This is a genomic window from Vibrio sp. 2-Bac 85, assembly GCF_037546705.1.
Classification (GTDB): domain Bacteria; phylum Pseudomonadota; class Gammaproteobacteria; order Enterobacterales; family Psychromonadaceae; genus Psychromonas.
In genome coordinates, this window is record NZ_JALAAB010000006.1 from 90,130 (window position 1) to 115,735 (window position 25,606).

General features: G+C 38.3%; 25 protein-coding genes and 3 tRNA genes. 10 read left to right on the top strand and 18 right to left on the bottom strand.

The window, feature by feature from the left end; translation table 11 throughout:
* Nucleotides 1-154 precede the first annotated feature (154 nt).
* Both mltF and MT390_RS08510 read left to right on the top strand, forming a co-directional pair.
* On the top strand, nucleotides 155-2,059 hold the full coding sequence (gene mltF, locus MT390_RS08505) for a membrane-bound lytic murein transglycosylase MltF (protein ID WP_499440645.1): 1,905 nt from the start codon (nucleotides 155-157) through the stop codon (nucleotides 2,057-2,059).
* Between the two features lie 449 nt (nucleotides 2,060-2,508).
* On the top strand, nucleotides 2,509-2,922 hold the full coding sequence (locus tag MT390_RS08510; protein ID WP_166372236.1) for a CBS domain-containing protein: 414 nt from the start codon (nucleotides 2,509-2,511) through the stop codon (nucleotides 2,920-2,922).
* 145 nt (nucleotides 2,923-3,067) lie between these two features.
* On the opposite strand, the gene MT390_RS08515 is transcribed toward MT390_RS08510, so the two are convergent.
* The 4 genes from MT390_RS08515 to ndk form a co-directional block, all read right to left on the bottom strand.
* Nucleotides 3,068-3,238, bottom strand: coding sequence for a hypothetical protein (locus MT390_RS08515; protein WP_299667269.1), 171 nt, complete (start codon nucleotides 3,236-3,238; stop codon nucleotides 3,068-3,070).
* Nucleotides 3,231-3,710: a tRNA adenosine(34) deaminase TadA gene (gene tadA / locus MT390_RS08520; protein ID WP_499440766.1), complete on the bottom strand. Its 480-nt coding sequence runs from the start codon at nucleotides 3,708-3,710 to the stop codon at nucleotides 3,231-3,233. The genes MT390_RS08515 and tadA overlap by 8 nt, the downstream gene beginning before the upstream one ends.
* A 275-nt stretch (nucleotides 3,711-3,985) precedes the next feature.
* Nucleotides 3,986-4,858, bottom strand: a complete 873-nt coding sequence (locus MT390_RS08525; protein ID WP_499440646.1) for a prepilin peptidase — start codon at nucleotides 4,856-4,858, stop codon at nucleotides 3,986-3,988.
* Nucleotides 4,859-5,222: 364 nt separating this feature from the next.
* Nucleotides 5,223-5,657, bottom strand: coding sequence for a nucleoside-diphosphate kinase (ndk, locus tag MT390_RS08530; RefSeq protein WP_499440648.1), 435 nt, complete (start codon nucleotides 5,655-5,657; stop codon nucleotides 5,223-5,225).
* A gap of 110 nt (nucleotides 5,658-5,767) precedes the next feature.
* Between ndk and MT390_RS08535 the strand changes: the two genes are divergently transcribed.
* Nucleotides 5,768-6,700, top strand: coding sequence for an endonuclease/exonuclease/phosphatase family protein (locus MT390_RS08535; protein WP_299667278.1), 933 nt, complete (start codon nucleotides 5,768-5,770; stop codon nucleotides 6,698-6,700).
* A 232-nt stretch (nucleotides 6,701-6,932) separates the two neighbouring features.
* On the opposite strand, the gene MT390_RS08540 is transcribed toward MT390_RS08535, so the two are convergent.
* The 4 genes from MT390_RS08540 to orn form a co-directional block, all read right to left on the bottom strand.
* Nucleotides 6,933-7,008: transfer RNA gene (locus MT390_RS08540), tRNA-Gly, on the bottom strand.
* 39 nt (nucleotides 7,009-7,047) lie between these two features.
* A tRNA-Gly gene (locus MT390_RS08545) sits at nucleotides 7,048-7,123 on the bottom strand.
* A gap of 60 nt (nucleotides 7,124-7,183) precedes the next feature.
* Nucleotides 7,184-7,259: transfer RNA gene (locus tag MT390_RS08550), tRNA-Gly, on the bottom strand.
* Nucleotides 7,260-7,448: 189 nt separating this feature from the next.
* Nucleotides 7,449-7,988 carry an oligoribonuclease gene (orn, locus tag MT390_RS08555; RefSeq protein ID WP_028869118.1) on the bottom strand — a complete coding sequence of 180 codons (540 nt, stop codon included), beginning with the start codon at nucleotides 7,986-7,988 and terminating at the stop codon, nucleotides 7,449-7,451.
* A 97-nt stretch (nucleotides 7,989-8,085) separates the two neighbouring features.
* Between orn and rsgA the strand changes: the two genes are divergently transcribed.
* The 6 genes from rsgA (at nucleotide 8,086) to MT390_RS08585 (ending at nucleotide 14,974) form a co-directional block, all read left to right on the top strand.
* Nucleotides 8,086-9,126 (top strand): small ribosomal subunit biogenesis GTPase RsgA, encoded by a 1,041-nt coding sequence (gene rsgA / locus MT390_RS08560; RefSeq protein WP_499440650.1) that lies wholly within the window; start codon nucleotides 8,086-8,088, stop codon nucleotides 9,124-9,126.
* A gap of 102 nt (nucleotides 9,127-9,228) precedes the next feature.
* Nucleotides 9,229-10,083 (top strand): archaetidylserine decarboxylase, encoded by an 855-nt coding sequence (gene asd / locus MT390_RS08565; protein WP_499440651.1) that lies wholly within the window; start codon nucleotides 9,229-9,231, stop codon nucleotides 10,081-10,083.
* 66 nt (nucleotides 10,084-10,149) lie between these two features.
* Nucleotides 10,150-11,688, top strand: coding sequence for a threonine ammonia-lyase, biosynthetic (ilvA, locus tag MT390_RS08570; RefSeq protein ID WP_166372575.1), 1,539 nt, complete (start codon nucleotides 10,150-10,152; stop codon nucleotides 11,686-11,688).
* A gap of 9 nt (nucleotides 11,689-11,697) precedes the next feature.
* A complete protein-coding gene (locus MT390_RS08575) occupies nucleotides 11,698-12,771 on the top strand; it encodes a potassium channel family protein (protein ID WP_499440653.1) in 1,074 nt (357 codons plus the stop codon).
* 100 nt (nucleotides 12,772-12,871) lie between these two features.
* On the top strand, nucleotides 12,872-13,825 hold the full coding sequence (locus tag MT390_RS08580) for a MotA/TolQ/ExbB proton channel family protein (protein WP_499440654.1): 954 nt from the start codon (nucleotides 12,872-12,874) through the stop codon (nucleotides 13,823-13,825).
* Between the two features lie 114 nt (nucleotides 13,826-13,939).
* On the top strand, nucleotides 13,940-14,974 hold the full coding sequence (locus MT390_RS08585) for an energy transducer TonB (protein WP_499440655.1): 1,035 nt from the start codon (nucleotides 13,940-13,942) through the stop codon (nucleotides 14,972-14,974).
* 208 nt (nucleotides 14,975-15,182) lie between these two features.
* Here MT390_RS08585 and parE read toward each other — a convergent pair whose 3' ends face one another.
* From parE to nudF, 4 genes are all read right to left on the bottom strand, one after another.
* Entirely contained in the window at nucleotides 15,183-17,072 is a 1,890-nt protein-coding gene (parE, locus tag MT390_RS08590) for a DNA topoisomerase IV subunit B (protein WP_166372571.1), read from the bottom strand.
* Between the two features lie 99 nt (nucleotides 17,073-17,171).
* On the bottom strand, nucleotides 17,172-17,759 hold the full coding sequence (locus MT390_RS08595) for a YqiA/YcfP family alpha/beta fold hydrolase (RefSeq protein ID WP_499440656.1): 588 nt from the start codon (nucleotides 17,757-17,759) through the stop codon (nucleotides 17,172-17,174).
* 225 nt (nucleotides 17,760-17,984) lie between these two features.
* The gene (gene cpdA / locus MT390_RS08600; protein WP_499440657.1) at nucleotides 17,985-18,821 is read right to left on the bottom strand and encodes a 3',5'-cyclic-AMP phosphodiesterase; all 837 of its coding nucleotides are present in this window, start codon (nucleotides 18,819-18,821) and stop codon (nucleotides 17,985-17,987) included.
* A gap of 183 nt (nucleotides 18,822-19,004) precedes the next feature.
* Nucleotides 19,005-19,601, bottom strand: a complete 597-nt coding sequence (gene nudF, locus MT390_RS08605; RefSeq protein ID WP_499440658.1) for an ADP-ribose diphosphatase — start codon at nucleotides 19,599-19,601, stop codon at nucleotides 19,005-19,007.
* A 427-nt stretch (nucleotides 19,602-20,028) separates the two neighbouring features.
* Here nudF and MT390_RS08610 point away from each other — a divergent pair, with 427 nt between their 5' ends.
* Entirely contained in the window at nucleotides 20,029-21,381 is a 1,353-nt protein-coding gene (locus MT390_RS08610) for a TolC family outer membrane protein (protein WP_166372567.1), read from the top strand.
* A gap of 148 nt (nucleotides 21,382-21,529) precedes the next feature.
* Here the strand turns inward: MT390_RS08610 and hldE are convergent, their stop codons facing one another.
* The 6 genes from hldE to rpsP all read right to left on the bottom strand — a co-directional run bounded on the left by hldE (nucleotide 21,530) and on the right by rpsP (nucleotide 25,580).
* Nucleotides 21,530-22,960 carry a bifunctional D-glycero-beta-D-manno-heptose-7-phosphate kinase/D-glycero-beta-D-manno-heptose 1-phosphate adenylyltransferase HldE gene (hldE, locus tag MT390_RS08615; protein WP_499440661.1) on the bottom strand — a complete coding sequence of 477 codons (1,431 nt, stop codon included), beginning with the start codon at nucleotides 22,958-22,960 and terminating at the stop codon, nucleotides 21,530-21,532.
* A 164-nt stretch (nucleotides 22,961-23,124) separates the two neighbouring features.
* Nucleotides 23,125-23,496, bottom strand: coding sequence for a YbaN family protein (locus tag MT390_RS08620; RefSeq protein ID WP_166372565.1), 372 nt, complete (start codon nucleotides 23,494-23,496; stop codon nucleotides 23,125-23,127).
* 122 nt (nucleotides 23,497-23,618) lie between these two features.
* Nucleotides 23,619-23,969, bottom strand: a complete 351-nt coding sequence (rplS, locus tag MT390_RS08625) for a 50S ribosomal protein L19 (protein WP_166372564.1) — start codon at nucleotides 23,967-23,969, stop codon at nucleotides 23,619-23,621.
* A 42-nt stretch (nucleotides 23,970-24,011) separates the two neighbouring features.
* Nucleotides 24,012-24,758, bottom strand: coding sequence for a tRNA (guanosine(37)-N1)-methyltransferase TrmD (gene trmD, locus MT390_RS08630; RefSeq protein ID WP_499440663.1), 747 nt, complete (start codon nucleotides 24,756-24,758; stop codon nucleotides 24,012-24,014).
* A 19-nt stretch (nucleotides 24,759-24,777) separates the two neighbouring features.
* Entirely contained in the window at nucleotides 24,778-25,305 is a 528-nt protein-coding gene (rimM, locus tag MT390_RS08635; RefSeq protein ID WP_166372562.1) for a ribosome maturation factor RimM, read from the bottom strand.
* Between the two features lie 26 nt (nucleotides 25,306-25,331).
* Nucleotides 25,332-25,580, bottom strand: a complete 249-nt coding sequence (gene rpsP, locus MT390_RS08640) for a 30S ribosomal protein S16 (protein WP_028869134.1) — start codon at nucleotides 25,578-25,580, stop codon at nucleotides 25,332-25,334.
* Nucleotides 25,581-25,606: the final 26 nt, after the last annotated feature.

A 25,606-nucleotide genomic window follows, 5' to 3' on the forward strand; every position in this document is an offset into this window, starting at 1 on the left:
TTATTACTCTCGTTGGATAAATAAATGAACTTGGGTTTAGCTCTATATTATAAAAGAAAAGCATTTTTTATTAAATAGAAACACTCTATAGTCTGTGATAAATAAACCTGTTAATTGGTAAATAAATGGATATTTAAATCCTTTATTGGATAATGTGACCACTCGACTAACTGGATTGATACAACTGTCTATGAATAAACCTGTCTCTTTTACTCTTATTTCTTCTCGCTTAAAGATTTTTTTATCCATTATTTTGGTGTCTTTTATCAGCGCCTGTAATCCGTTTGTACACACTACAGACCTACAAGAAATGCAAAAACGCCGCACATTAATAATGGGCACCACCAACAGTTCATTAACCTATAACTATGATGGTGAGAATTACAGCGGTCTAGATTATGAACTTGGAAAGAAGTTTGCTAATTATTTAAAAGTAAAATTAGTAGTCAAAGAGTTCGAAAACTTAGACGATTTATTTTCTGCACTAGATAATAACGACATTGATTTTGCCGGGGCGGGATTAACGCTAACGCCTAATCGAGCAGAAAAATACCGTAGTTCCCCGCCATACTATTACCTCACTCAAAAACTTGTTTACCACAAAGGTACCTATCGCCCGCGAGAAATGGCAGACATTAATGGCCCCGTGAGTGTGTTAAAAGGCAGTAGCCACGAAGAAAACATTAGTAAATCACAACAAGAATACCCAGACCTAGTGATCGATGTATTAGAGAACGAAGATCAAGAGTCCTTATTACGAAAAATAGCAGAAAAAGAGATCAAATTTGCGATCGTAGACAGTACCACTTTGGCACAAAAACAACGCTACTATCCCGCACTAGCAGAAGCATTTACTATCAATGAAAAGCAGCCTGTAGCTTGGTTAATTCGAAAAGCTCCTGACGATACTTTGTATTCAGCAATGATTGAATTTATGGGCAATCAATACAAATTAGGCACCATTGCAAAAATAGAAGAAAAGTACTTTGGTCATGTTGGACACTTCGATTATGTGGATACGCGTACCTTCTTAAAACGCATTACAAGCAAATTGCCAAAATACGAAACCTTATTTAAAAAATACGCGACACCAGATGTAGATTGGTTATTACTTGCATCCGTAAGTTATCAAGAGTCACATTGGAACCCTAAGGCTCGATCTCCTACGGGTGTGCGAGGCATGATGATGTTGACCCTAGATACAGCCAAGTTTATCGGTGTCAAAAACCGACTCAATGCAGAACAAAGTATTGAGGGCGGAGCTAAATATCTGACTCAACTGATAAAAAGATTACCTGAAAGCATCCCAGAAGATGAAAAAATTTGGTTTGCATTAGCTTCCTATAATATAGGCTTGGGTCACTTATTAGATGTGCGCCGAATTACTAAAATGCGTAAACAAAACCCCAATTCATGGGCCGATGTAAAAGATAACTTACCTCTATTGCATCAACGGAAATGGTACACAAAAACTCGCTATGGTTATGCACGTGGGCGCGAAGCACAACATTACGTAGATAATATTCGCCAATATTTGAAAACCTTGACTTGGCATGTACAAGAACAAGAAAAAGCACAAAGAATAGAAGCAGAAAAGCAAGCTGAAATAGAACGACTAGCAGCAATTGAAGCCGCAGAGAAACAAGCTGAAATAGATCGGTTAGCGGCAATCGAAGCGGCAGAAAAGCAAGCGGAAATAGATCGATTAGCGGCTATTGAAGCAGCAAAACAAGCGGAGATAGATCGTTTAGCGGCCATCGAAGCAGAGAAACAAGCGGAAGTTACACGTTTAGCTAACATCGAAGCAGAAAAACAAGATGAAATTAAACGCTTGGCGGCGATCGCTGCGGCTAAAGAACAAGCTGAGTTAGATCGTTTAGCAGCGATTGAAGTCGCTAAGCAGCAAGCGAAAATAGATCGTTTGGCCGCGATTAAAGCAGAGAAAGAAAAAGCATTGAAAAAGGAAGCTGCGGAAAAGGCTGCTAAAAAAGCACTTGAAGCAGCATCTCGCGCGGCAATAAAAACACAAACGGATGCAACTTCAACAGACAAAAAATAAGCATAAGCTCCCCGCAGTGAGCCGGCTTTGCTCACTGCTTTAATTATGTTTTCTAAGTCTGTTTTTAATCACACATTTAAGCTGCGACCTTTTAATCAAGGCCTTTAATTAGGTCTTAATTGGGGCTACTCACTTATCGCTGCTATCATTCAAGATGCAAAAATTAGCAAGGTATGAAGGTAACTGTTTCTAAAAATAAACCTTCGTTTAATACTATGTTTTCAATTTAATACGTTACATCTAAATTATGTACATCTATGTTAACTTAACATCCTAAACAGCCACGATCTGCCATTATTACTACTATACCAACACTATTACCATTACGGCATAAAATAGCTTAAAACTATCAAACTAATAAAAACAATCGATTTTAACTATCTAAATTATTACAGTATTATCCTTACATCAAACAGAAACTAAATAAGCTAACTGATTAAGGTAATAAAATGAGCAAGCAAACGGTACAACAAATTATGCAAAAACAACCTCTTAGCGTGCAGTGTCAAACACCGTTGGCAGAGATTATTAAGGTATTGATAAGTAGTCAACAGGCACAATTACCCGTGATAAATAGTAGTCAGCAACTCATTGGTATGGTGTCGCTCATTGACTGCCAAAAAGCATTAATGATCAGCGCTTACCATTGTGATAAACCAGTTCGAGTAAACGATATAATGGCTAAAGAGTTTACTTTTTTAAAGGCCGATGAGGACCTTTCAGAAGTCGCGATTAAAACGCAAAAATACACAGAGAATATTTTCCCTGTACTTAATGAAGGGAAATTGATCGGAATAATGAAACGGGTTGATTTGTTAGTTCACCTACAACACAACTTAGCGCTTTGCTCACAGGCTCAATAAATCTAATTACTTATACTTGATTACTTACTTAACTACTTAATTACTTGAATTCAGGACTTATAAAAAGAGCGATGTTGAAATCCAAGTGTTTCAACATCGTAATATCCAAGCTTTCAAACTTCGTGGTGTAAGAGGGATTAAGTAATTAGTCCTTCTTTTCTATAGTAACTTGTATATTTTTGCTATTTCCAGCAAACCACTTTTGCACATATAAACTACCAACAATAGGCGCTTGCCCTTCTTCTGGTACTTCTTTATAACGTACGCTATTTTTAGTCTCTTTTTCAATTTCAAAATTAACCACTTTACTAGACATTGCCTTTCTCTCCTTTGTTTGCCTGTTTAAGCGCCTTTTTCTCTTTGCGGCGACGCCTGAAAAAATCACTTATTTTATTCGCACACTGTTCAGCATAAATACCCGATGTCACTTCAATCTGATGATTTAAATGTTCATTACGTACTAAATCAAAAACACTGCCCGCAGCCCCCGTTTTATAATCACCCGCGCCATACACTAACCTTTTGATACGAGCGTGTACCAAAGCCCCCGCACACATAGGACAAGGCTCTAGTGTCACATACAGCGTACAATCAATAAGACGATAATTTTTTAATACTTTACCAGCATTAGTGATCGCGATAATTTCTGCGTGCGCACAGGCGTTATGCTCAACAATAGAAAGATTCCAACCTTCTGCAATCACTTCATTATTTTTCACTAATACAGCACCAACGGGTATCTCACCGACGGCTTCTGCTTTATCTGCCAATGCGAGTGCATACTGCATCCAATCTTGGTCGTTATAGTCTGTAGTGTTTTGACTATTAAACTGGGCTTTTGGACTATTGGGCACTGTCGGGCTATTTACAATAGATGATTGTTCTCGCGATACGGAGCAAGGTGTCATAGGAATATTATTCTCAGCCATAGGTACATCACCGCTAGGCAAGGAGGAGCTGTAGCCTTCTATAGAACCACTACAGTCTGCCATAAAATCACTACAGTCAAACTGTTGAAGCGTATCTGGATTTGATTTTTTACACATATCTTGATGCTGTTAAGCTATAAAATAAGAGAATAATATAATGTTGTTAGTTCAACACCATATATGAGATAAACCCAGCCAGCGATTGCCAAATAAGGTCCAAAAGGTAATGGTCGACTTTGTTTATCTTTAGAGGCGGCAATCACAGCAATGCCGATGATTGCACCTGCAAATGAAGATAATAGAATAATCAGCGGTAATGCCTGCCAACCAAACCAAGCCCCTAGTGCAGCCAGTAATTTAAAATCACCGTAACCCATACCTTCTTTACCAGTGAGTAATTTAAACCCCCAGTAAATAGACCACAGGCTCAAATAACCAAATACCGCACCGAGCAAAGCATCTTCTAGGCCAGTAAAAGTACCGGACATATTCACTAATAGCCCTAACCAAATTAATGGCAACGTGAGTTGGTCAGGTAACAGCATGGTATCGAAATCGATAAAAGTAAGGCAGATCAATACCCAAGTAAAAATCAAGGCAAATAAAGCGGGCCAACCAAAGGGAACAAAATATGCAACAGCAACGGACATTACCCCTGTCAGCAACTCTATGCTTGGGTAACGCGCTGATATCTTGCAATTGCAATGCTTACAACGGCCTTTTTGAACTAACCAACTAATTAGCGGAATATTTTCAAGAGAGCCAATAAGGTGGCTACATTGAGGGCAACGCGAACGTGGCAACACGAGGTTAAAAGGTGTTTCATCTAGGTCAATATTGGCTTCAGGGAAAGCATCTTTGCATTCAGCTTTCCAACTGCGTTCCATCATCACCGGTAAGCGATAAATAACAACATTCAAAAATGAACCAATCAATAGTCCTAAGATTAAAACAGTCCCAAAATAATAACTTGGAACTTGCTCCATTAGCATGATCACTTCATTCATAATTGCCTTAACTTTATCTATTAATTAATTGTGGATAATACCGATTGTATTAAGTATGTGCTCTATATGATTACGATTGGCATAATATCCTAATGATACTTTGAGATACAAAGTCAGCAAGGAAAATTTATGCAATGGATACATTTCAAGGTAAGTTTCATGTCCCTTAACCAGAAAGCGTAAACTCTAGGATCAATTCAGCATTGCTATAATCACCAAGGAAGCATCACTACTTGATATGGCACATGGTCGTGATAAGAAAGCGAGCTTGTAACAAAGCATTTGAAGTAGCGTGAGGATAAAAAACTACTTGAACCTATAAGAACAAGTAGTTTTAAGAAAGCGCATTTGTAAATAAAATAAATTAATTAGCGGCAGGCAAGCAAATTTCATCATCAGTAAAAAAGTAAGCAATCTCACGAGAAGCAGACTCAGGACTATCTGAACCGTGCACAGCGTTATAACGAGTCGAATCAGCATAATCTGCACGAATAGTACCTGCTGCTGCTTGAGTAGGGTCTGTTTTACCAATTAATTCACGGTAAGTAGGGATCACGTTCTCGCCTTGTAAAACCTGAACCATAATTGGACCTGAAGTCATAAACTCAACCAGTGGTTCGTAAAATTCTCTGCCTTTGTGTTCTGCGTAAAAACCTTCTGCTTGTTCACGAGTTAATTGCATCATTTTTGCAGCAACAATCGTAAAATGAGCATTCTCAAAACGCTGTAAGATAGCGCCAATTAGGTGTTTACCGACAGCATCTGGTTTAATAATGGAAAGTGTTCTTTCTAATGGCATAATAGCTTCTTAAATCGAGTTAATAGGAAGTCCAATATAACCCGTATAGATAGTCGCTATCAATGACAACATAACTATAGGGGAATTAATATCACATTTCATTTAGGCAGATGTTTATTTATCAAGCAACTTATAGTCGTTACCATTCAAGGAAATTCAACATTAAAATTCATCTTCGCAAACGAATCTTAACCAAGAAAATTATCTTTGGCGCTTTACTATTATTGACAGCTGTCTTTGGCTGGAGTTTTTTACCAAGTAGTCCTGGGAAAATGACATTAATTGATCAGCAATATCGCCAGTACTCTACAACTTGTCCTGCGCTCATTAATGTAAAAAGTACAGCGCCCACCGATGCGCTCAATAGTACGTTTTCTTTATTAAACTGGAATATTTATAAACAGCAGCATCAACAATGGTCTAAGAAGTTAAATGAATGGGCAAATCAAGCGGATCTAATCACTTTGCAGGAAGCTAAATATGACCAAGACTTGATCCATTTTAGCCAACAACAAAAACTGTCCTATTATCAAAACATTGCCTTTAATTACCAAAAACAAAATTATGGTGTTAATACATTTAGTCGCGTTCAAGCACAACAAGCCTGCGGAACGCGTTATTCTGAACCTTGGACCCTGGTTCCTAAAACAGGTATAGCAACGACCTATGCATTTAAGGACACAACACAATCATTATTATTGGTGAACTTACACGGTGTGAACTTTACTTTTACAGCTGAGCCACTTAAAGAGCAAGTTGCACCTTATATCCAACTTATTGAACAACATCAGGGGCCAATTATTATTAGTGGGGACTTTAATACTTGGAGTGAAGCAAGGACGAAAGAGATCATCGGTACACTTGTAAAAGCAGGCTTTAATGAAACACAGTTCTCTAAAGATCAGCGGCTGACTATCCTTGGCTTACCCTTAGATCATATATTTTTTAGAGATTTAGAAATGATTAATGCTAAAAGTATTGCAACGATTGCCTCTGACCATACGCCACAATTAGTCACCTTTAGTTTATTAACGAAAAATTAATAATAGGTAATAATAGATAATTGTTCGAGAAGTCGTATTTTGAATACAGGGCTTATGTTTACAATATGGGTAGATACTTTGATGGGTAGTGTAAAACAGGAAATTTGGAGCGGTATATTGAATCTGCTAGATAAAAAATACGAGGCTAAAAAACACATGACCCCAGCACTTAATAAGCAAGGTCGTTTTATTGAGTTTGGGAGTATTAATAGATTTTTATATGGAAGTAATTTGGAGCGGTACACGAGACTCGAACTCGTGACCCCGACCTTGGCAAGGTCGTGCTCTACCAACTGAGCTAGTACCGCTTCATAATTTAGTTTTAGTTTCATTTTTAAAATGTAGTTTGGAGCGGTACACGAGACTCGAACTCGTGACCCCGACCTTGGCAAGGTCGTGCTCTACCAACTGAGCTAGTACCGCTTCATCTAAAACTAATTGGAAATTATCTTAAAGGTAAATATGATATTCAACTTTAAGATTTGGAGCGGTACACGAGACTCGAACTCGTGACCCCGACCTTGGCAAGGTCGTGCTCTACCAACTGAGCTAGTACCGCATCACATTTTCCTGTAACAAATTTTCTAATAAAACCAGAACTAAGGCATTTGGTGACGCCCCTTTGTTACGAGCCCGAATTATAGAGATGGCGTTAATGATTGCAAGCTTTTTTTAGCTAATTTAAGCTTAACAAAGCTTACATGCAGATTTTTCAACCAAATCATTACTAACTTGCTTGAAAAGCGAACTAATAACTAAAAAAATGCTTTTGATAATGCTGTAATTCAGAAATAGACTCTTTAATATCCTGTAACGCTAAATGTGTTCCGGTTTTTTTATGTGCTTCAACCATCTCAGGAGCCCAACGACGACCTAACTCTTTAATCGTACTAACATCAATATTGCGGTAATGAAAGAAAGCTTCTAAGGTCGGCATATGTTTGACCATAAAACGACGATCTTGGCCAATACTATTACCACATAATGGAGCTGCACCTGCCGGCACCCATTTTTGTAAAAACTCAAGCGTCTCTTTCTCCGCTTGTTCACAACTAATTTTGCTTGCTTTAACACGTGCAGTTAAACCAGAGTTACCGTGGTGCTCAGTACACCACTCATCCATGGCATCCAGAGCTTGATCACTCTGATGAATAACAAACTGTGGGCCTTCCGCTAAGATATTCAAATCACTGTCAGTTACAATCGTTGCAATCTCAATAATTTTATCACTATCAGGATTTAATCCTGTCATTTCTAGATCGATCCAGACCAAATTATTTTTGTTCATTTTGTTAACCACCCTTTTCTCTTGATGAATAGCTTTATTATTTAAAAAATATAGTATGATACGCCATTCAAATCACCAGTGGTAGCAAAGGAAGCCTGTGGCTAAGAAGAAAAAACTCAGTAAAAACCAAGTTCGTCGTGTTCAAAGCAATCATAACAAGCGCTTAACACCCAAAAACGATAAACAATGGGATGAATCTGAACTAGGTCCGCAGCTGGAAGGGTTGGTGGTTAGTCGGTTCGGTCAACATGCAGATATTGAAGATCAAGATGGCAAAGTAGAACGTTGTACCTTACGCCGTTCAATTCGTTCATTAGTAACTGGCGATCGCGTTGTATGGCGTGCGGGAAAAGAATCTCACCAAGGTATTAGCGGTGTTATTGAAGCTGTGCATCCTCGTAAAACCGTATTAACACGGCCAGATTATTATGATGGTATTAAACCCATCGCAGCCAATATTGACCATATTATTATTGTTAGCTCCATTGCACCTGAGTTTTCTCGTAACATTATTGACCGCTACTTAGTTGCCTGTGAAGATATTGGGATCACACCAATTATCGTTTTAAACAAGGTTGACCTATTAGACACAGAGTCAGCAAAAATCATTGACCAAGAATTACAAAGTTACCGTAATATTGGCTATCAGGTTTTGTATAGTTCAATGCATGGCGATGGTCTAGACGATTTAAAATCAGTTATGAAAGATAAAATCAATATTTTTGTAGGCCAGTCTGGCGTGGGTAAAACGTCATTACTGAACATGTTATTGCCTGAAGTTGAAGCTGTTACAGGTGAAATTTCAGAAGGTTCTGGTCTTGGTAAACACACCACTACCACAGCCCGTTTATATCACTTCAGCGATGGTGGCGATTTAATAGACAGCCCAGGAATACGTGAGTTTTCATTGTGGCACTTAGAAGCTGAACGCATTGCAAGTGGTTTCATTGAATTTAGAGAGCACCTAGGTGGTTGTCGTTTTCGAGATTGTAAACATCAAGCCGATCCAGGTTGTGCCTTAGTTGCAGCCGTTGAAGAAGGTAAAATTGATAGGGCGCGCTTTAAGAGTTTCCTACGTATTTTAGAAACCATGGATGATGCAAAAAATGCACGTCACCGCGACCCAAATATCTACTAAAATAGACGTTTATAAAAAAGCATAACTGAAAACCGTATTTAAAAAAATTTAAAACGGTAAAAAACAGAGATTAATTAATATTTAAAAGCAGAGAGTTTTACTATGAGCGATAAACTAAAAATTATTGGCCAATACCTTTTACCTAAACACCTTGTTACTTTATTAGCAGGTAAATTAGCGAATGCAAAAATGGGTAAGTTCACGACATTTTTAATTACTAAATTTATTAAGCAATTTAAAATCGACATGAGTGAAGCAAAGTATTCTGAGGCTGCTGATTTTGAGACCTTTAATGACTTTTTTACACGTGAATTAAAAGCAGGTTTACGCCCGATTATTGAAGGCGACAACAACCTAGCAACCCCCGTTGACGGATGTGTTAGCCAACAGGGAGACATTAAAGCGGGACGTATTTTTCAAGCTAAAGGCCATGACTTTAGTTTACGTGAATTATTAGGCGGACGAGATGACGTCGCAGCTCCCTTTGATGAGGGTATTTTTTCTACCGTTTATTTAGCACCTAAAGATTATCACCGTATCCATATGCCAATTACCGGCAAGTTAGAACAAATGATTTTTATCCCTGGTGACTTATTTTCAGTTAACCCATTAACTGCACAAAATGTTCCCAACTTATTTGCTCGAAATGAACGTGCCGTTGCTATTTTCTCAACAGCGATCGGACCAATGGCGATGGTATTAGTCGGCGCAACTATCGTTGGCAGTATTGAAACGGTTTGGGAAGGCACATTGACGCCACAAAAAAATAAAGAGATTCAATATTGGGATTATCAGGATCAAGAGATCATCTTGCAAAAAGGGGCTGAAATGGGTCGCTTTAAACTAGGTAGCACGATTGTTGCGTTATTCCCTAAAGACAGTATTGAATTTAGCGACGCTTTAGCACCTTCAAGCGTGACACGTTTGGGCGAGCTATTTGCAACCGTAAAATCTTAGACCTTAGACCTTAGACCTTAGACCTTAGACCTTAGACCTTAGACTCACAGCATAACAAGGCTTGTCATGACAGTAATATCAAGTGAACAATATTTAAAAAAAATCTTATTAGCCCCTATTTATGAGGCAGCGATTGAAACTAAGCTACAGCCACTAAATAAGCTATCTGTTCGTTTAAATAACCATATTTTATTAAAACGTGAAGATTTACAACCGGTTCACTCTTTTAAATTACGTGGTGCTTATAACAAGCTTTCAAGTCTCAGTGACCAACAAAAGAAAAATGGTGTAATTGCAGCCTCGGCTGGTAACCATGCTCAAGGTTTAGCTTTATCAGCTAAAAAGATGGGTGTTAAAGCCACTATCGTGATGCCTAAAACCACACCAGAGATTAAAGTTAACTCGGTACGCACTTTTGGTGCAACAGTAGTCTTATTTGGTGAGAGTTTTGATGCTGCCAACGCACATTCGTTGGCGCTTGCAAAGGAGCATGGTTACACCTTAATCCATCCTTTTGATGATCCTGATATTATTGCAGGACAAGGCACGGTAGGAAAAGAACTATTACAACAAGATGCACATATCGATAAGATATTTGTACCGGTTGGTGGCGGTGGATTAGCAGCGGGGATCGCCGTTTATATCAAGCAATTATTACCGCATATTCAAATTATTGCCGTGGAACCGGAAGATGCAGCTTGTTTAAAAGCAGCTTTAGCTGCTGGCGGCCCAGTGACATTACCTAAAGTAGGTTTGTTTGCAGACGGTGTAGCAGTAAAAACCATTGGTCGAGAAACGTTCCGTTTATGTCAGCAATATATTGATGATGTGATCACGGTTAGTAGTGATGAGATTTGCGCTGCGGTTAAAGATATTTTTGATGATACGCGTGCAATAGCAGAGCCTGCTGGAGCTTTATCATTAGCCGGATTAAAAAAATATACACAACAACATCAACTAAAAGATCAACGCCTTACCGCTATTTTAAGTGGTGCAAACGTTAACTTTCATAGTCTACGTTATGTTTCTGAACGTTGTGAATTAGGTGAGCAAAATGAAAGTATTTTAGCGGTTACCATTCCCGAAAAACAAGGTGCTTTCTTAGCTTTTTGTAATCAACTCGATGGCAGAGCCATTACTGAATTTAACTATCGTTATAGCGATAGCAAGCAGGCTAATATTTTTGTTGGCGTAAGAACACCTAATGGCTTTGAAGAATTAACTGGTTTAACTGAAAACCTCACCATTGCAGGTTATACGGTTACCGACTTAAGTCACGATGAAACCGCTAAATTACATGTTCGTTATATGGTGGGTGGTGTGCCTTCTCAGCAGTTAACGGAACGTTTATATAGCTTTGTATTTCCAGAACACCCTAATGCCCTGCTTAAGTTTTTAAATTTATTAGGTATGCATGCCAATATCACTTTATTTCATTACCGTAACCATGGTGCGGCATATGGGCAAGTACTCGCAGGGTTTGAAGTCAGCGATGCTCAGGTTGACCAATTTAGTGAACACCTAAATGCGCTAGGCTATAGTTATAAAGATGAAACTGGCAACCCCGCTTATCGTTACTTTTTATCACATACTAATAACGATTAAGGTAACGCGATGCTACCTTTTTTAACGCCACTTAAAATAACCAAAATCATACAAAAGCTAACGCGTAATATGACTTGGCCTGCAATGTTTGGCCTGATCATAATGCAAGCAGCGATTACTTATGTTTTATTTGTTTTTGCTAATGAGAGTGCTCTAACTGAGCACCCGTTGCAGTTTTTTTATTATAATATGGTGGTGGTTTCAACGGTTGGTTTTGGTGACTTTAGTCCGGAAACAAACTTTGGTAAATTGATTGTTGCCTTCTGGCAAATTCCGTCTGGATTAATTGTATTTGCTTCATTTATCGGAAAAACCACCCAATTATTCATTGATATAGCGAGAAAGAATATGAACGGCAGTAATGACTTTTCACACTTAACGGGACATATACTGCTGTTTTGCTGGGACAAACACTCAACGAAGCAAGTCATACAGTTAATTCTTGGCGATAAAAAACGCCATAATCGTCAAATATTATTATGTGTCACTGAAGATATGGAGAACCCGTTTCCAGAAATTGATGAGGTTTCCTTCGCTAAATTAGACTCGTTTTCCGACACGCAAGAACTAGATAGAGTTGGCCTAAAAACAGCCCAACGTATTATTATCGATGGCAGTACGGACGATGAAACCTTATCCATAGCCCTCAGTATTGCTACCTTCACTGATAAGAATGCGAATATAACCGCACACTTTTTTGACGAAAGTAAAGCCAAGCTATTAAAGATTCACTGCCCCTATATTGAATGCAGTATCGACAACAGTGCACAAATAATGGTAAGAAGCATGCAAGACCCTGGTTCAAGCCAAGTCACCGAGCGATTGCTTTCAACGTTAAACGGCGCCACCTTATACAGTATTTTAATCCCCGATTTGATCAGCGACACTAGCTTCGGTGAGTTATTTCAGACATTCAAACAACGCTACGATATGATCTTAATAGGCTTTAGCAAAGATAAAAGTGGCAATGATATGAGTTTAAACCCAACCAATAATGCGATAGTTAGCGCGGGTTATCACCTTTATTATATTGCCAATGAACGCCTTTATGTTGAAGATATTGATTGGCAAGATATCAATTAGTATTTGCTCAATATTCGTGAAATATTTGCAGAGTGTTCGTTGAGCGCTCTTTGAATGATCACTCCCTATTTTTTCATTTTGATGCTAGGACGCAGCGATAATGAGTATAGAAACAAGCGCGACTTCATATCAATCATTAACCTCAATACTACCTGAAAACATACCTCTTTGGTTCCAACAAGGCGGGGTAATGGGCATGATTATGTGGTTATTACTATTGTTATCTTTTGTCACAACTATTGTGACACTAGAGCGCTTGTTCTTTTGGACTGTTTATTATTTTCAACGGGAGCGCTTTACACTACAAGAGTGTTTTGCCGCTTTAAATAAACACCAAAAGACCGACGCCTTATTGGCCTGTCAAAAAACATCGACACCCGCATTAAAAATGTTGGCTCATGGTATTGAAGGGTTACCTACTTCTCCCATAGAAAAAATGCAAGCCTATGCTGCTATACAGATAAATAAGCTCTCACGAGGACAATCGTTATTGCGTACTATCGCCATCATTTCTCCGATGCTAGGGGCGATAGGTGCTTTGCTGTGCTGCATTGCGCTTCTACCGATTATTGCAGAAGAAAATAGCAGCAATAATCAAGGGCTGTTAGTGATGATTTCGCAGGCATTAGTTCCAGTAGCGGCTAGCCTCATTGTGATGATTTTGGCTTTATTACCTTATCACTTGTTTGCTGTTTTTATTAACACAGTACGCTTACATCTAGACACCATACTTGCTCAGTTTAATCACCTTTGCCAACAGCAAAGCTTAATCAATAGCACAACCAACAACTTAGCCAATGAAGCGACGCTGATTGTTAACAATACGCTGCAGACAACTCCTACGGAAAACATTCAAAATGATCCCGTATCAGAACAAACAAGCATGCCTTATCATTATGAATTTTCGAAGGAAACGGGGGAGGTAAATGTAACTATTCATCCTCAAACTGAAGACATCAAACGAGTCAGTCCATCTTCAATTGCTAAAATGTATGATCAAACACTCGATCCTACTGATGCGAATACAGATGAAAAGCCTATACTAAAGAAATAACTTATTGGCATTGTTATCCCCATTAAGTTGTTATGCTCATTAATTTTCAAGGTCCATTAATTTTCAAAGCCAAAACAGACTAACAACTTCAACGGACATTAAGGCACCTAGTATATGAAATCAGCTTATCACTACTTCCCCTTTATTATCATAAGCTTTTTATTATATGCAGTATTTTTCTATTTTCATGAAGATCTATTACCAAGCAATCAAGTTAAGCAGTTAACAACAAAAAAGGTAACGGAAATAACCCAACCGATATTAACAGAAACACCGATAACCAAAGCAGCCTCACCTTTGAAAATATCCGCTTCTACAACAATAATCAAAGAACAAGAAGCGCCCCTTACTAGTAATCAACAGCACATTAATCAACAACGAAGCGACCAAAAACTGCAGATAGCACCGCAATCTAAACAACAGGCAGCCTCAATAATTGATAGCATAACCGAACAACAATCGGCATCCATCACAACAGAAGCTTATCTGTTAGAAGTAATCCAACCCGATTATCAACAGGCTAAAACACGCCATCAACACAGTATTAAAAATCATCTGAGTACCGACGATGCGCTATTAAAAGAGTTTATATTTAACCAAAATATGATTAACTTACCTGCTCTAATTCCTAAAAAAATAACTAACAGTAAACCTAGTAAAAAAGTAAAAAATATCAGCTCCTCCTCCGGCGGCCTTAATGACGACGGCCTTAATGAAAATAGGGTTTTAACATCCATTGCTTCGACATTACCGATTAATAATCCAGCACAAATTATTCGTAATAATAAAATTAAAATCATAGCAAAAAAGCCACCAGAGCAGGCTTCAATGTCAAGAAGCGAACCGAAAAAGATCAACGCAAAAAGTACCGATAAACTAACAGCATTACAGGAAGCCGTCGCCATTTCAGGTAAAAAGCCTAAATACCCTCAGCGGGCAGCTTTAAGACAACAAAAAGGACAAGTAAAAGCAACAATGATAGTCATGAAAAATGGACAAGCGATGGGGGTGAAATTAACAACATCTAGCGGTCATGAAATGCTTGATAAAGCCGTATTAAACTTTATAGAAAATGAGCGGTTTATGCCCGCTTTAAAAGGGCAAGATAAAATAAGCAGTGAGCAGTCATACTCATTTAGCTATCAGTAGCGGGCAATTAAAAACCAGTTCGAAGCTAATTAAAAAATAATTGACAACAGTAGGTTATCTAAGGGGTAAGGATATCATTAGAAAGCAGTCATTTTACCTGGCGTATTTCCTCTGTATCAATCGTTCTAATACAGAGGAATAGGTGACAGTTTATGCTTTATTTAGGACAACTTATGCTTTAACAACGGCAACTTATTCTTTAAACATATCAATCAATTGCAGCCATGTCACCACTTGCTTCTAACCACATTTTACGGTCTCCAGCACGTTTTTTAGCGAGCAACATATCCATCATTTCCATCATTTTATCAGCATCATCAATGGTCAATTGTACTAAGCGACGTGTATTCGGATCCATGGTGGTTTCACGCAATTGTAGAGGGTTCATTTCACCCAGACCTTTGAATCGTTGAACGTTAACTTTGCCACGTTTTTTCTCTGCTTTAATACGATCTAATATGCCATCTTTTTCAGACTCATCTAAAGCATAATAAACTTCTTTACCGATATCGATTCGATATAGAGGTGGCATTGCTACATAGAAGTTACCGGCTTCAACAACAGCTCTAAAATGACGAACAAACAAAGCACAAATTAAGGTCGCAATATGTAATCCATCGGAATCCGCATCGGCAAGAATACAAATTTTTCCATAGCGTAATCCAGACAAGTCTGTAGAGGCAGGGTCAATACCAATTGCTATTGATATATTGTGAATTTCTTCTGAGCTTAAAATGACATCGGACTCATCTTCCCAGGTGTTTTTTATTTTGCCTCGTAATGGCATAATCGCTTGAAATTCACGGTCTCGAGCTTGTTTCGCACTACCGCCAGCGGAGTCCCCTTCAACTAAAAACAGCTCTCCCCGCATTGGATCTGGTGTGGAACAATCAGTTAGTTTGCCTGGTAAAGCTGGCCCTTGCGTGATTTTTTTACGTGCGACTTTTTTGCTTTTACGATTACGAGCTTGGGCATTATTAATACAGAATTCAGCTAAGGCTTCCGCCTCATTTACATTTGCGTTTAACCATAAACTAAAGGCATCTTTAACAACACCTGAAACAAAAACTGAACATTGACGAGAAGATAAACGTTCTTTTGTTTGCCCTGCAAATTGTGGCTCTTTAATTTTTACAGACAGTACATAGCTGCATTTATCCCAGATATCTTCCGGACTTAATTTAATACCACGTGGTAGAATATTACGAATATCACAAAATTCGCGCATCGCATCCAACAAGCCTTGTCGGAAACCATTAACATGCGTCCCACCTTGCGAGGTTGGGATCAAGTTAACGTAACTTTCAGTAATAGAGTCGCCGCCTTCTGGCAGCCATACCACGGCCCAGTCAGCCATTTCACTGTTGGCAGAAAACTTACCAACAAAAGGCACAGATGGTAATAATTCATTCTCTGCAACGGCTTCTAATAAATAATCATTTAGGCCATCTTGATAGCACCATTCATAATTATTTTTATTCACTTTATCTTTAAATTTAATAGTTAAACCCGGACATAGTACGGCTTTAGCTTTTAATAAATGTAATAGGCGTGAAACAGAGAATTTAAAACTATCAAAGTATTTTGGGTCAGGTCTAAAGTGCACGCTAGTACCAGTATTACGCTTTCCACAAACGCCGATCTCACTTAGCTCTTCTACTTTGTCACCATTTTCAAAGGCAATATGAAATATTTTTGCATCACGACGAATTTGTACATCAACACGCGTAGAAAGCGCATTAACTACGGAAATACCAACACCATGCAAACCACCAGATATTTCATAATTTTTACCAGAAAATTTACCGCCGGCGTGTAACTTACAAAAGATTAATTCAACACCTGAAATTTTCTCTTCTGGATGCATATCAATCGGCATACCTCGACCATCATCAATAACTTCTAAAGACTGGTCTTCGTGAAGTATCACTTGTATAGAACTTGCATGACCTGCTAATGCTTCATCTACCGAGTTATCAATTACTTCTTGAGCTAAATGATTTGGTCGATTGGTTTCAGTATACATACCAGGTCGATGACGAACGGGATCGAGTCCGTTTAATACTTCAATGGAATCTGAATTATATTGTTCGCTCATGCATGCACCTATGGTTATTCTGTTTAATAATGATGAAGTTTAATGGTTGTTAATTCTGCGCGTAAGTTACCACAGAACAAAACAGTTGATTGTATGTATTTAGTAAAGAAAATGAATTATTTCTGCAACATAACGTTCAAAGCCGATAAAGCTATGATCGCCCCCATTTTCACAGGTTATTTTACATTGTTTATATTTTTTTATTGCATCTCGGTAGTCTAAAACTTCATCTTGCTGTTGTAATAACACCCAAATATTATCTGGATAGTTAATTTGCTCTACATGTAAAGCCTTGAGCTGTTCAATATAATCAGCGTTAATAATGTATTGCTGCTGAAGATAGGGATGAGTCTGCTCACCTTGGTAGAAATCTAGCAAAATATTGGGTGTTACTGCGGGGTTAATGAGTACCACTTTTACCGCATATTGCTGAGCCACCTTGGTCGCTAGAAATCCACCTAAAGAACTACCCATAACTCCTATTTCACATCCATCATATTGTTTGAAGATAGATTCAATGACAGACCACATATCTTCAGGGTAGACGGGAAGTTGTGGGCAAACGAAATGAATTTCAGGATGTTCTAACAACAAATAATCACGCATTTGTTGTGCTTTAAGTGATGCAGGAGAGCTATGAAAACCATGAAGTGAAAGTAATACTTTGGTTATGTTAGCGGTTGTCATTTTGCCTCTTATTTAACTTCAGGCCAGTGTAATGCAAACAGAAGTTATTTTGTTTCTATAAGTTAATAATTTAATAAGCTAATAAGCTAATAAGTTAAATTTAAAAATATTATTGGTTTTGTTCGCTGCTATAGGGACTATAAAAGCAATAACGGCTTACTGCAGAATAGTTTAACGAAAAAATAGCTACGCTAGCTTGTTTTACTTATTCCGCATTGAGATTATTTAGTATCCGGTCGCATTCACATCAGTAACAAACTCTCCAATATCAATACGCTCAACTTGGGTGTTTATTTTACCTGATTTTGTAAGTGTTAAATAGCGATACCCAGGTGCTTTATCATCAACAGCAAAATCATCACTTTGTGGTTTAAATTGTACACAGGTAGATGGACTAGTTAGGTAACGTACCCCTTTTTTGGTGACATCAAAAGCTTGGTGAACATGACCAGATAAAACCGCTTTCACATTATTGAACTGACTGATCAGTTCAATAAGCTGCGCATTGTTTTTCAAAATATGTTGGTCTAACCAAGCTGAACCTACTGGCAACACATGGTGATGAATTGCAATCAAGGTATGTTTGTTTGGGTACAGCTTAAGCTTATCTTCTAGGAAAAATAATTGTGACTCACTGAGATGACCGTAAGGTACACCCGAGACTTGAGAGTCCAATAAAATAATTTGCCAATGTTCGCTGATGATTTGTTTGGTTTGCGCAAGTCCTTCGTTCAATAAAGCAGGCAACATCACTTCTTGCATATCATGATTGCCTGGCAACCAATAACAAGGCATTTTTAATGTTTTAATACGCTCACTGAAATCAACATAAGACTGAGTAGAATGATCCTGTGACAAATCACCGGTGCACAAAACTGCAGCACATTTAGCGGTGTATTGCTGGGCATGCTCTATAACAGCATCATAACTATCGACTGTTTTAATGCCTAATAAGTCTTTTTCTCTGTCAGCAAAAAGATGGGTGTCGGTAATTTGTAATAACTTTACCTCCCCCTTGTGATCCGCATTTAGCGTTGCTACCGTCTGAAGTACACCATTCATTTTTATATTATTCACTCTAAGTTTTATAGTTAACACACCACGCTAAATGGTCATTTTTATTAAAATTCAGTTATTTATTTTATCATTCTCACAATAATGAAAAGGAATTAATGATTAAAAATGTCGACAAAACCACATTTTAATAACTCTAAATGTGTAGTGAGTAAAAAAATAAGTAAAAAATTAAATATTTAAGCCATTTTTATAATTTAGTTGCAACCACTGCAATCCAATAATAGTTGCCGCATTATCAATCTTTCCAGATTGCACCCATTGGTAAGCTTGCTCTCTAGGGACCACATGAACTCGAATATCTTCACCCTCTTCAGCTAAGCCAAAAACACCTTCCACATTACGACTATCGACATTCGCTACAAATAAGTCGATAGTTTCAGTGGTACCGCCGGGGCTCACAAAATAACTGAGCATAAATTGGCATTGATCAATGACTAATCCTGCTTCTTCAAATGCTTCTCGCTTTGCCACCTCTTGTGCATCTTCACCTTCATCAATCATGCCGGCAATTAATTCTAACAACCAAGGAGACTGCTTGCTATCCATCGCGCCAAAACGAAACTGTTCAACTAAGATCACCGCATCTTGTGCTTTGTCATAGGCTAATAAAGCCGCCGCTTTACCTCTTTCAAAAAATTCACGTTGAATAGGTTTGCTCCATTCACCAGAAAATAATTTATGCTTTAAAGTAAATTTATTGCATTTAAAAAAACCTTTATAAAGTGATTCACAGCCTAATATTTCTACATCATTTTTGTCGTACATTATTTTCCCTTTCATTATTTGTTTTACATCAGCAGTAACCTGATATGAGTTGAAATCACTCGTTTAGGGCACGTTTACATATCGCTAATGACCTATGATTGAGCGTGTAAATGAAATACTTAAATGCATAAACTGCACCAATAAACGATTTACTCATTTTTTAAAAAGTTATAGGATAAACATTATAATTAATGATTAAAGTTAATGATGACACAGACACACAATTTTTTTAAAATCGCTTTAAAAATCATTTGTATATAGTGAAATCCCTATTATAAAGCAAAAAGAAATGCAATTTAATTCAAATTTTTATTGTATTATTAAGCAACAAGTAATAGTTAAAAATAGGTTTTTATAATACCCTACAATATTAAAAATTAGCCTTTCTTCATATTAGCAAAAACACATTCAACAGGATTTCCATACCATGAATTTAAAACGCCTTTATATTGCAAGCTTATTAGGCTTATCAAGTGTTGCCGTCAATGCTGATACGCTACAACAAGTTTATGAAACAGCCAAATACAAAGATCCCATTATTTTAAAAAGCAAGGCACAATATGATGTGTTTGTTGAGCAAGTATCAGAATCAAAATCGGTTTTATTACCACAAATTGGTTTTGGGTTAGATGCCAACCACGTGCAATCAAGCATTAGTACTAATACCAACACCAACTATGGCGCGAGTCTAGAGCTAACACAGTCACTTTATAATGGCACTTACTGGCAACAAACTGATATAGCAGAGAAACAAGCAACACAATACGCTGCTATTTACGGTTATGCCGCTCAAGATTTATTATTCCGCGCTGCTACTGCATATTTTGATGTATTACGTGCCGACGAATCAGTTAAATCTGTGCAAGCGAACAAGCGTGCTGTTGAGCGTCAACTAGAACAAACTAAACAACGTTTTGATGTGGGTTTAATTGCTATTACCGACGTGCATGAAGCGCAGGCAGAGTACGATAGAACAGTGGCTGATTTAATCACAGCAGAAAATACACTGGCTAATAATTATTACTTGTTACGTGAATTAACTGGTGAAGATGTTAAACAAGTTGCGTACTTAAATACTAAAACATTTGACCCGCAGCCACTTGAAGGTGATGTGAAAATTTGGCGTAACAAAGCGTTAGAATATAATTTAGATTTACATAGCAAACGTATCGCTAAAGAACTGGCTAAAATGAATATCGAATTAGCTGAAGCGGGTCATGAGCCAACGCTCGATTTCACCGCTGGTTTAGGTTACAACGATTATAATTACCATGATTCAAACTCAACATCTTATGATGCAACAGCCGCTACTTTCGGGCTTAGTTTAAATGTGCCTATTTACACGGGTGGCGGTATTACTTCTCGTGTTAAACAAGCACAATTTAACTATGTTGTAGCAAGTGAAGATCTAGTACAAAGCTTCCGTAGTACTGATGCACAAATCAACAGTGGTTATAACAACGTACAAGCTTCTTTAAGTTCTATTCGCGCTTACGAGCAAACAGTTGTTTCATCACAAAGTGCATTAGATGCTGCTGAAGCAAGCTTTGAAGTAGGAACTCGTACTATCGTTGACGTTTTGGACGCTACTCGTAACTTATACAGCTCTGAAAACTTATTAGCCAATGCTCGTTATGATTACATTATCAACATGCTGCAACTAAAACTATCAGCAGGTACGTTATCTGAGAAAGATATTTTTGATATCTCTGCAGGATTAACAGATGTATCAATGAGCCCAGATGCGAGTGTTTCTGAGATTTCAAAAGCTAAAAAGTAACAACACTAAAATAGCAATTCATCGACATTGTTATTAACATGAAATACTAAGTTCTAGCATCAAATTAAAGTGCTAAATTAACAAGTGCTAAGATCAAAAAAGGGAAGCTTCTGCTTCCCTTTTTATTATTGTCAATTTTCAGCTAATTTTAACGTTCATTGCGAATTGTTTTAATGATCTCGGTTGTTGAACAGCCATCTTTAAACTGCAATACTCGAACCTCGCCACCATTGGCAATGACTTCTGCACCGCCAGCTATCTGTTCAGGAGTATAATCTCCACCTTTAACCAGTAGATCAGGTAAAACACCTGCAATCAAACGCTGTGGAGTATCTTCACAGAACTCAACCACCCAATCCACAGCACCTAACCCCGCTAACACAGCCATACGTCGGTCGACAGTATTAATAGGGCGACCTTCCCCTTTTAAATCACGTACAGACTGGTCACTATTAACCGCAACAATTAGTCTATCGCCTTGCTCACGAGCAGTATTTAAATAGGAAACATGGCCAGCATGTAAAATATCAAAGCAGCCATTAGTCATGACGACCTTTTCTCCACGATGCTGCGCTAATTTGACTGCTAATTGTAATTGGCTTTCGGTTAGCACACCAAAGCCAATCTCTTGTTGGCTATAGACTGCATTTGCTAACTCAATGGTATTCACTGTTGAAGTACCAATTTTTCCTACCACAACACCTGCACCAGCATTAGCTAGCGCACAAGCATCTTCAAAGCTGCTACCTGCAGCAATTGAGGCCGCTAATACGGCAATCACAGTATCCCCTGCACCGGTCACATCAAAGACTTCTTGAGCTTGAGTCGGTAGGTGAAAAGGTTCTTCATGCTCACGGATCAAAGTCATACCGTGCTCACTACGAGTCACTAACAAGGCTTCTAGTTGTAAATCTTTAATTAACTGCCTAGCGCGTTCGAATAGTTCTTGATCATTTTTACAATGCCCTACAACCCCTTCAAATTCAGAGAGATTAGGCGTAAGTAGTGTAGCGCCGCGATATTTTTCAAAACTTGTCCCTTTAGGGTCAACCAAGACTTTGACGCCTCGACTTTTGGCAAGTTGAATCATTTTTTGTACGTCAGCCAATGAGCCTTTATTGTAGTCAGAAAAGACAATCACTGGATTAGACTGATCTAATGCGGTGCTCATCTTATTAATCATTGCTGTACTATCAACATCAGCAAATGACTCTTCAAAATCTAAACGAATTAATTGTTGGTGGCGGCTTAATACGCGTAATTTTGTAATTGTCGGTGCATTAGCAACGGTGACAAAATCTGTTTCTACGTGTACGGAATGCAGGCTGTCTTTAATCGATTGTGCGGCTTCATCGTCGCCCACTAAGCCCACTATTTTTGACTTTGCGCCTAATGCAGCAATATTCAGTGCAACGTTTGCCGCCCCACCAGGACGTTCTTCTATTTGTTTAACGTTAACGATAGGCACTGGCGCTTCAGGAGAGATACGTGCTGCAGGACCATGCCAATATCTATCTAGCATGACATCACCGACAACTAATACGTTTGCTTGCTCATATTCAGGTAAGGTTATTTTCATTTTATCTCTCTCTAGGGCGTTTATCGGCTTAGATTATCACAGACCTTATTAAATCACATTTTCAAAACGGACTATTTGATGTTTTTGAGCAGATAAAATCCCATAATCAAACACTCATAAAGTAAATTCGACACAAGATATTCACGCAGCTAGAACTCGTGTTGTTAGGACTCAGGTAACTTTTTGATAAAGAGAAGTAAAATAAGCATTATTACGACTAACATTAATTGTAAAAACAGCTGTCCTATCAATAAAAGGATAGAGATCAGGAAACTAATGACAATACTTAAATAAATAATCGGTTTACGTTGTTTATTGATTTTTTTGTGGGCTTGCCAATGTTTTAAATCATCGCCAACAGCAGGTAGATTTAATAACCACTGTTGAAAACGTGGTGAGCTTTTAGAGAATCCAAAGAGTGCCAATATAAAAAAAGGCGTAGCGGGGAGCAAAGGTAAAATAACACCTAGTAGTCCGAGTAATGTTGCGCAGCAGGCAACTGTGAATAAGGTATATTTAATTAAATTTTGTAACATTTAACCTTTCCCCTTATCTTAAAAATTGCCAAAAAAAAGGCCTGCATTAAGCAGACCTTTTTATTATAGCAATTTTGCAACTTACATTTCTCAGCCAATTTTAATTAACTGAGAAAATGAAATTACTTACCTAGCTTCTCTTTAATACGAGCAGCTTTACCAGTAAGTTCACGTAAGTAGTAAAGTTTAGCTTGGCGAACCAGACCGCGACGTTTAACTTCAACGCTTCCTACAAGTGGGCTGTGAGTTTGGAATACACGCTCAACACCTTCACCGTTCGAGATTTTACGAACTGTGAATGCTGAATGTAAACCACGGTTACGCTTAGCAATAACAACACCTTCAAATGCTTGAAGACGCTCTTTTTCACCTTCTTTTACGCGAACACGTACAACAACAGTATCACCTTGAGAGAACTTAGGGATATCTGTACGAAGTTGTTCGTTTTCAATTGCTTCTATAATCTTGCTCATTTTTATACCTTTTTATGCCTAGTTAACTAATAACATCGCTGTCTAGTTGGAGTTGCTTTTCAGAGCAGCAAGCAATTTTGCTTGCTCGTCAGTCAGAGCTAGGTTTTGTAATAAATCGGGTCTTCTTTGTTTCGTGCGCTGTAATGATTGAGTTAATCGCCATTGACGAATTTTCTCGTGATCACCACTTAATAAAACACTTGGCACTTGCTTTCCATCTAACACCTCAGGTCTTGTATAGTGAGGGCAATCAAGCAATCCATCCGCAAATGAATCTTGCTCAGCTGATTGACTATGACCCAAAACACCCGGTACAAAACGCACCACAGCATCCATTAAAATCATTGCCGGCAGCTCACCACCACTTAACACATAATCACCAACAGACCATTCTTCGTCTATTAAGCTTTCGATTATACGTTCGTCTATTCCTTCATAGCGCCCTGCCACTAATATCATAGCTCGAGAACTTGATAAAGACTGTGCACCTTGATGGTCTAAACGTCGACCTTGAGGAGAAAGGTAAATTACCTTTGCCTCATGCCCTGCTTCTCTTGCGCTCTGTTTTGCTGCGTTGATTGCATCCCGTAAAGGTTGCACCATCATCAGCATCCCAGGCCCGCCACCATAGGGACGATCATCGACCGTTCTATGTTTATCTAATGTGAAATCACGTGGATTCCAACACTCGATAGAGAGCAAGTTATTTTTAATCGCTCGACCTGTTACCCCATTCTCGCTAATGGCCCGAAACATGTCCGGGAAGAGGCTAATAACCCCTAACCACATAACTTTTCTCCTAGGGTAATTAGAAATCAGGTTCCCAATTAACTGTAATTAGTTGGCCTGTAATATCAACATTCAATATTACTTGCTCTTCGATGAACGGAATTAACCGCTCTTTTTGTCCAAAAGCATCATTCGAGTTGGCTTTTACAACAAGCACATCTTTAGAGCCTGTTTCCATCAAATCAGTGACAACACCAAGATGATAACCTTTGTCAGTATTAACCTGACACCCGACTAAATCGCGCCAATAGTAGTCAGCTTCCAACTCTGGAAGACTAGATGGTTCAACAAGAAGGTCAAGGCCAACTAAGGCTTGTACTTCTTCACGAACATCGTAACCGTCTATTTTTGCAACAAAACCTTTATTGTGACGTTTCCATTCAGTGATATTCACTTCACGTAAAGCCCCATTAGATTTCATTAACAATGGCTTGTATTGAAAAATGCTTTCAGGATCATCGGTGTAGGAGTGGACTTTTAACCAGCCTTTGATGCCGTAAACTGCACCAAATTTGCCTATTTCTATTGGTTTTGCTTGTTCGCTCACCTAATATCTCCTTCACCTAACTGCAATTAAGCAGCTACAGCGTTATCTTTTACTAATTTAGCTACACGATCACTTAGCTGTGCGCCAAGACCAACCCAATGGTTGATGCGATCTGTATCTAAACGTAATTTTTCTGATTGACCTTGTGCAGTTGGGTTAAAGAAACCAACTTTTTCAAGGAAACGACCGTCACGTGGGCTACGGCTATCAGTTACTACCACTTGGTAGAATGGGCGTTTTTTAGCGCCACCACGAGCTAAACGAATAGTTACCATATCGTCCTCTATATATATTATTAAAC

What these genes read in the sequence shown, in the direction of transcription:
- MT390_RS08510 (WP_166372236.1), top strand. Translation starts at nt 2,509, where the DNA reads ATGAGCAAGCAAACGGTACAACAAATTATGCAAAAACAACCTCTTAGC.
- MT390_RS08515 (WP_299667269.1), bottom strand. Translation starts at nt 3,238, where the DNA reads ATGTCTAGTAAAGTGGTTAATTTTGAAATTGAAAAAGAGACTAAAAAT.
- tadA (WP_499440766.1), bottom strand. Translation starts at nt 3,710, where the DNA reads ATGCAGTATGCACTCGCATTGGCAGATAAAGCAGAAGCCGTCGGTGAG.
- MT390_RS08525 (WP_499440646.1), bottom strand. Translation starts at nt 4,858, where the DNA reads ATGAATGAAGTGATCATGCTAATGGAGCAAGTTCCAAGTTATTATTTT.
- ndk (WP_499440648.1), bottom strand. Translation starts at nt 5,657, where the DNA reads ATGCCATTAGAAAGAACACTTTCCATTATTAAACCAGATGCTGTCGGT.
- MT390_RS08535 (WP_299667278.1), top strand. Translation starts at nt 5,768, where the DNA reads ATGTTTATTTATCAAGCAACTTATAGTCGTTACCATTCAAGGAAATTC.
- orn (WP_028869118.1), bottom strand. Translation starts at nt 7,988, where the DNA reads ATGAACAAAAATAATTTGGTCTGGATCGATCTAGAAATGACAGGATTA.
- asd (WP_499440651.1), top strand. Translation starts at nt 9,229, where the DNA reads ATGAGCGATAAACTAAAAATTATTGGCCAATACCTTTTACCTAAACAC.
- ilvA (WP_166372575.1), top strand. Translation starts at nt 10,150, where the DNA reads ATGACAGTAATATCAAGTGAACAATATTTAAAAAAAATCTTATTAGCC.
- MT390_RS08575 (WP_499440653.1), top strand. Translation starts at nt 11,698, where the DNA reads ATGCTACCTTTTTTAACGCCACTTAAAATAACCAAAATCATACAAAAG.
- MT390_RS08580 (WP_499440654.1), top strand. Translation starts at nt 12,872, where the DNA reads ATGAGTATAGAAACAAGCGCGACTTCATATCAATCATTAACCTCAATA.
- MT390_RS08585 (WP_499440655.1), top strand. Translation starts at nt 13,940, where the DNA reads ATGAAATCAGCTTATCACTACTTCCCCTTTATTATCATAAGCTTTTTA.
- parE (WP_166372571.1), bottom strand. Translation starts at nt 17,072, where the DNA reads ATGAGCGAACAATATAATTCAGATTCCATTGAAGTATTAAACGGACTC.
- MT390_RS08595 (WP_499440656.1), bottom strand. Translation starts at nt 17,759, where the DNA reads ATGACAACCGCTAACATAACCAAAGTATTACTTTCACTTCATGGTTTT.
- cpdA (WP_499440657.1), bottom strand. Translation starts at nt 18,821, where the DNA reads ATGAATGGTGTACTTCAGACGGTAGCAACGCTAAATGCGGATCACAAG.
- nudF (WP_499440658.1), bottom strand. Translation starts at nt 19,601, where the DNA reads ATGTACGACAAAAATGATGTAGAAATATTAGGCTGTGAATCACTTTAT.
- MT390_RS08610 (WP_166372567.1), top strand. Translation starts at nt 20,029, where the DNA reads ATGAATTTAAAACGCCTTTATATTGCAAGCTTATTAGGCTTATCAAGT.
- hldE (WP_499440661.1), bottom strand. Translation starts at nt 22,960, where the DNA reads ATGAAAATAACCTTACCTGAATATGAGCAAGCAAACGTATTAGTTGTC.
- MT390_RS08620 (WP_166372565.1), bottom strand. Translation starts at nt 23,496, where the DNA reads ATGTTACAAAATTTAATTAAATATACCTTATTCACAGTTGCCTGCTGC.
- rplS (WP_166372564.1), bottom strand. Translation starts at nt 23,969, where the DNA reads ATGAGCAAGATTATAGAAGCAATTGAAAACGAACAACTTCGTACAGAT.
- trmD (WP_499440663.1), bottom strand. Translation starts at nt 24,758, where the DNA reads ATGTGGTTAGGGGTTATTAGCCTCTTCCCGGACATGTTTCGGGCCATT.
- rpsP (WP_028869134.1), bottom strand. Translation starts at nt 25,580, where the DNA reads ATGGTAACTATTCGTTTAGCTCGTGGTGGCGCTAAAAAACGCCCATTC.